Source organism: uncultured Sphingomonas sp. (assembly GCF_964244235.1).
Lineage (GTDB): Bacteria > Pseudomonadota > Alphaproteobacteria > Sphingomonadales > Sphingomonadaceae > Sphingomonas.
On record NZ_CAXTII010000121.1, the window covers coordinates 1 to 5673 of the forward strand.

Here is a 5673-nt window from a genome sequence, read left to right on the forward strand (position 1 = left end):
AGATCGCCGTGATCACACCGGCGAAGCTACACCACGCCGTGGGGCACGATCCTCGTCGCGCCATGAGTCGGGGTCGCCTTTCAGGAAATGATCGAAAAAGCGCTTCTGCAGCTCGCGTCCATAATCCGTGTAGAAATGAGTCCGATGCTCCAGGCCGTGCGCCTCCAGCCACTTATGCGGCGAGGCCGCCCGCAAGAATCCTTCGAAATTGCCGCGCGTATGCAGCCCCTGTCCGCCCCAATTCGCCGCGGTCAGCAGCGGCACTGTCACGCGTGCCCAATCGGGCGACCGCGCGCGGTGATAGGCATCGTCGAGCGTGTGCGTGCGTATTTCGCTGCCGAAATCGCAGCGATTGGCCGCCAGTGTCGCCGCGTCGAGCAAGGTGTTGCCGCAAACCAGTTGGCCGGTCACCGCGCTGCGCCGACCGACCTCGCCGATGCCATGCTGCACTGTCTTCACCTGCATGTCGGACCAGTTCGCCCAGAAGGTGCTGAGGATCCCGCCATGCGGTCCATGAGCGGAAAATGTAGGAGGGCATGTCGCCGCGTACACCGATGACCCGCGATTGTGTCCACCTGCTTCATCCGGCCTTTTCACGCTCCGCTCGCATCAGGAAGGGACGTGGGAAATGGGGCCTGCGGCGAGCAGCTAGCGTCCAAGCCGCTCGCCATCGTTCGATTTGACCGACGTGACGTCATCCGCCACCAACGGTCGATGGATTTCTGGACACTGACCCGCCGCGATACCTTGAAGGGGATCGCGACCGCACTCGCCGCCGCACCCCTCCGCGCCGGGATACCGTCATCGCCGGCTGCGGCGTTGCTCGATCGGCTCGCCTGGCAATTGCTGGAACTGGAACCGACCGAGGCGACGCGGCTCGGCGTGGATACGGGATCCCATGCCGCGCTGCGAAGCCGGCTTGCCAATCGTTCGGATGCCGGCGTGGCGGCGCGGCGACGGTTTCTGTCGACCGCCCTGGCGGAACTGGCGCGGGTGCCGCGCGGCGGGCTCGATCCGTCCACGCTGACTTCGCTCGCCGTCACCGAGACCGCGTTTCGTACCGCGCTCGACGGCATGGCATTGCCGTACGGCGTCGCCACCATCGGGAACTGGCGCAATACACCTTATGGCGTGGTCCAGAATGTCGGGGCCTGGCTCGACGTCGCGCAGTTGCTCGATGGCGAACAGCCGGTCCATGACGCGGCCGATGCCGACGCCTATCTCGCACGCCTGTCGGCGATGGGCGCGCAGCTGGATGGCGAGACGGCGCGGGTCCAGCTTGCGCGGACGCAGGGGCTCGTGCCGCCGGCTTTCCTGCTGGACAAGACCATCGCCGGGATGACGCGGACGCTAGCCGAGGCGGCGCGCAGCGACGGACCGCTGATCGGCCCGCTGGCGCGCAGGACCCGGGCGATCCCCGGTGACTGGGTCGCGCGCGCCGAACGAATCGTTCGCGAAGTCGTAATCCCGGCGCTGGAATGCCAGCTGGCGGAAATCCGCGCGCAGCGGGCGGTCGCGAACGACGTCGCCGGTCTGGGATCGCGACCCCATGGTGCGGAATGGTATGCATGGGGCTTGCGCGCCAGCACGACGACGCGGCGGACGCCGGCCGATCTGCACGCGATGGGGATCGCCCAGCTCGTCGATCTACAAGCGCGGATGGATATCGTCCTCGAGGGCTTCGGGCTGACCAAAGGCACGGTCGCGGAGCGTGCGATCGCGCTGCAGCGCCGGCCCGGCATCGGGTTTGCGAACGACGACGAAGGGCGTCGGCAGATCGTCGCCTATATGCAGGCCAAGATCGCCGCGATCCGCCCACGCCTGCCGCACGCCTTTCGCCGATTGGTAAAGGGCAATCTCGAAATCAGACGCCTCCCGCTTGCCGAGGAGCCTGGTGCCCCCGCCGCTTACGGCGGCCCCGGATCGCTCGACGGGTCGGTGCCCGGCAAGATCTGGGTGAACCTCGGCGATCCGTCGATCCACAACAAGGTCACGATTCCGGACCTGGTCTTCCACGAAGGAATTCCAGGGCATGTTTGGCAAGGTGAATATGCGCAGCAGCTGCCGCTCATCCGCTCGATCCTGGCATTCAACGCCTATTCGGAAGGCTGGGCGCTCTATGCCGAGGAGTTGGCCGACGAACTAGGCATATATGACGACGACCCCGCCGGGGAGCTCGGCTATCTGATGGGTCTGTCGTGGCGTGCGGTTCGACTGGTGGTCGATACCGGTATCCATGCGATGGGCTGGTCGCGCGAACGGGCCTTGACCGAGTTCGTCGCCGCGACCGGGCTCCCCCGCACCAATGCCGCGAGTGAGGTCGATCGGTACTGCGCATGGCCGGGGCAGGCGTGCGGCTACAAGGTCGGACAGACGGAGATCGTGGCGCAGCGCGACCGGGCGAAGGCGGCGCTGGCCGCGCGGTTCGACTTGCGGGATTTCAACCAGGCGGTGGTCGATGGGGGCAACGTACCGCTCGACGTTCTCGCCGGCAATGTCACCCGCTACATCCAGTCAAGCCGCGCCTGAGGCTCTTGCGGCGTCCGCCCGCGGCGGTGCCGTTTCGCGGATCGCGATCATCGCGCCGATACCGGCTGCCAGCGCCACGATCATGTAGAAAGCCGGCGTCAGCGGATTGCCGGTGGCGCGGATCGACCATGCCAGGACGAACTGGGTCGATCCGCCGAACACGGATATCGCGAACGCGTAGATCAGCGCGAAGCCACCCGCCCGCTGTCGCTGCGGCAATGCCTCCGCGACCGCGACTAGGATGGTGCCGGTCGACAGGTCGAGCATGCAGGCGAGGATCGTACTGACCGCATAGAGCATGCCCGGCGTCGGATAATGCACGATCGCCCAGAATGCGGGCAGCACGACCAGCAGAAGCAGGACCGCCGGCACGATCATCACCGGTCGCCGGCCGTAGCGATCGGAGAGCCATCCGCTCAGCGGATCGCACAGCACGCCGCCAAGGCCGACGAGCATCGTGGACGCGAAGGCCGAGGTCTGCGCGATGCCGAGCGTCGTCTTGGCGTAGGTGCCCAGATAGATCAGGACGTAATTGGCGATGGTGGCGGCGGCCAGCATCGTGAGACCGAGCGCCACGATCTGCCGCGTCGCCGGCCTGGTTGCGGCGGTGGGGACGTCGTCCGGTTCCAGCGTCTCGGTGATCGTCCGACGGATAGCGAGCCCGAACGGGACGATCACCACGCCGACCAGCAGCGCTACGCGCCAGCCCCAGCGGTCGAGCGCAGCGGCGTCCAGCCAGCTCGACAATGCCATGCCGATGCCACCGGCGGCCAGCACTGCGCCGTCCGCGCTCATTGCCTGGAACGACACGTACAGGCCGCGGCGATGTGCGGGTGCGCTTTCGAGCAGAAGCGCGGTGCTCGGGCCGACCTCGCCGCCGAGCGCGAAGCCCTGCAACAGGCGGAAGAAGATCGCCAGCAGCGGGGCCGCGGCACCTATCGTCGCGTAGCCGGGCGTCAGCGCGAGACCGCCGACCGATATTCCAATCAGCGTGAACGACACCATCATCGCCGGCTTGCGCCCGATCCGGTCGGCCCATCGCCCGATGAAGAGCGCACCGAGCGGACGGGTGACGAAACCGACGCCGAAGGTCGCGAGCGAGGCGAGGAGGCTGACCCCCGGCACGTCCGATGGGAAGAACGTCCGCCCGATCTGCGCGGCGAAGATCGCGTAGACGACGAAATCGTAGAACTCGAGAGCGTTGCCCGACGCGATCGCGACGATCTGCCGCCGCGACAGCGACGGCTTGCGCGGTCCCGACCGGGCTGCATCTCCAATGCTCACTCCAGGTCGCCCATCCAGTCCGCCTCGCCGCCGATCGGGTCGCCCGGGGGAATCTCCGTGGTCCGCGGCCGGTCCGCCAGCAACCGCTCGCGCGCGAGCGGATCGAGCAACTGGCGCGAGAGGCTCGACGCCCAGGCACGGCCGTCCGGATCCTGCACATGCTTTGCCAGCGTTTCGGCGATCGAACGGACCTGGGCGTCCAGCAACGCGGCAGTGTCGGGATCGGTATCGGCGCGCCGCGCAATCTGCGCCATGATCACGATCGTCCGGTAGGCGATCCGCCGGGACAGCGCGTCCCCGGTCGTGGAGACGGCGACCGCGATCAGTCGGTCGAGCATTTCCTGCACGCCAGGCGCCCTGGCGTCCGCGGCATGCTGGATCGCGAGCCGCTGCAGCCGCTTGGGCGCGAGCAGCGTGTTGATCGCGAGTTCGACCGCGACGTCGGCGGCGACCAGCGGATCGAATACCGGACCGCCCGCAGACTGGAAGAGTTCGATATCGAATTGCCGGTTTGTGCTGCCGTTACGCGCCGACGACAATAGCGGCAGCAGGGCATTCGGCACGGCAAGCGCTTGCGGCGTGATCGTCGCCAGCACGGCGGCCAAGGCGGCGCGCTGGCGCTCGGGAGAGACGGGCGGCGATACCGCGTTCGGACTACCCGCGACCGCGTAGCCGAAGTCCACGCCACCGATCGATTTGGCCGCGGCGACGAGCTGGTAACGATGCAGCAGCCAGATCGGCACGAACCGCCGGCGCAGGTCTGCCGCGGGCTCGCCGGGGGAAAGCATCTCGGGGCCGAACCGATCGATCGCGGCACGCCGCACGCGCATCAGCCGGTCGAGTTCGGCGATCGGGTCCGCGCCGTCATCCCACAATGCGCCCCATGGCTGTGCGGTGTCCGGAGCCCTCGCATTGTCGTCCGCGACATAGCGCATGCCCTTGGCGACTACATCGGCAGCCTTCGCACTGGCTGCGGCGTCGTTCGGCGCGCCGTACAGCCAGTCGACCGTGGCCATGTCCCACACACCGACGCCGACGCCGTAGGCATCCGACAGATCGGGCTTGCCGTCCTTCAGCCCGATCCGCGGGGCAGGGTAGTCCATAACCGATGCGCGGTTCTGCGTACTGGCCGCGAAGTCATGCGCGAAGCCAAGCGCATGGCCGACCTCGTGTGCGCCGAGTTGCCGCAGCCGGGCGAGCGCGACCCGGACGGGATCGTTCGCGTCGCCCGTGCCGATGGCGCTTGCGCCGACCAGCCCTTCGAAAATCTGGATATCCTGACGCGCGCGAAGCGAGCCGAGGACGACCATGCCCTTGACGATCTCGCCGGTACGCGGATCGACGATCTCCTGTCCGTAAGACCAGCCGCGGGTCGCACGGTCGACCCAGTTCACGATATTGTACCGCACATCCAGCGGATCGGCACCTTCAGGCAAAGGCTCGACTTGGAAAGCGTCTACCAGCCCCGCCGCGTCGAACGCCTTGGACCACCAGCGGATGCCTTCGATCAGCGCGGTACGGACCGGCTCCGGCGCATTGCGATCGACATAGAAAATGATCGGCTTCTTGACCGTCGAGCGCGCCGCCGTGGGATCGGTCCGTTCGAGCCGGAAGCGGTTGGCGATGTCGCGGACGACGTCATCGCCAAGCGGCGCGGCGAATTCCACCGTCTGGGTCGAGAAGCCGCCGATCCGCTGATCGAACGCGCGTGGCACGAAGCCGGGCGCGGGCAGGCGGACGAAGCTGTGATGGACGGTGAAGCTGACCGCGCGCGGATCGGGCGCGATATTCTCGACCTCCGCGCCGGGCTTCGCCGAGATGAAGGTCTGGACCGCGTCGATCTCCAGATTGTCGGGGAAG

The 5673-nt window shown here is 67.5% G+C and carries 4 protein-coding genes; 1 reads left to right on the forward strand and 3 read right to left on the reverse strand.

From position 1 onward, the window contains the following. Nucleotides 1-12: 12 nt before the first annotated feature. Nucleotides 13-450, reverse strand: a complete 438-nt coding sequence (locus tag ACFE7D_RS13805; protein ID WP_375395990.1) for a hypothetical protein — start codon at nucleotides 448-450, stop codon at nucleotides 13-15. A gap of 264 nt (nucleotides 451-714) precedes the next feature. Here ACFE7D_RS13805 and ACFE7D_RS13810 point away from each other — a divergent pair, with 264 nt between their 5' ends. After that, nucleotides 715-2529, forward strand: coding sequence for a DUF885 family protein (locus ACFE7D_RS13810; protein ID WP_375395991.1), 1815 nt, complete (start codon nucleotides 715-717; stop codon nucleotides 2527-2529). Here ACFE7D_RS13810 and ACFE7D_RS13815 read toward each other — a convergent pair. Continuing rightward, a complete protein-coding gene (locus ACFE7D_RS13815) occupies nucleotides 2515-3813 on the reverse strand; it encodes an MFS transporter (RefSeq protein WP_375395992.1) in 1299 nt (432 codons plus the stop codon). The genes ACFE7D_RS13810 and ACFE7D_RS13815 overlap by 15 nt on opposite strands. Beyond that, nucleotides 3810-5673, reverse strand: a 1864-nt coding sequence (locus ACFE7D_RS13820) for a zinc-dependent metalloprotease (protein WP_375395993.1), incomplete at its 5' end; no start/stop codon positions are given. The genes ACFE7D_RS13815 and ACFE7D_RS13820, both read right to left, overlap by 4 nt.